The organism is Anaerobacillus sp. 1_MG-2023, assembly GCF_030547345.1.
In the GTDB taxonomy this organism is placed as follows: Bacteria; Bacillota; Bacilli; order Bacillales; family Guptibacillaceae; genus Guptibacillus; species Guptibacillus hwajinpoensis_B.
This window is the reverse complement of the sequence record NZ_JAUORD010000241.1, coordinates 1-238: the sequence shown is the minus strand read 5'-3', so window position 1 is coordinate 238 and position 238 is coordinate 1. Positions and strand designations below refer to the sequence as shown.

The 238-nt window shown below is 39.9% G+C and carries 1 protein-coding gene; it reads left to right on the top strand.

Annotation, left to right across the window (positions count from 1 at the left end; genetic code table 11):
* On the top strand, positions 1–238 hold a 238-nt coding region (locus tag Q4550_RS24020; RefSeq protein WP_369290146.1), incomplete at both ends, for an MSCRAMM family protein.

Genomic DNA, 238 nt, shown 5'->3' with positions numbered 1-238 from the left:
TCGAAGAAACTAAAGCACCTTTTGGTTACCTCCTAGAATCTGAAGCGATACCATTCACAATTGCAAAAGGTCAAAAAGATATTCTAAAAGTAACAGCCGAGAATGTGATTCAACCTGGCTCAATAAAACTTCTGAAGGTTGATAAGAAAGACGCAAGCCGCACGCTTGAAGGCGCTGAATATAGCCTTCTTAATGAAGACGGTGATGTGCTTCAAGAAAATCTTGTGACGGATGAAAA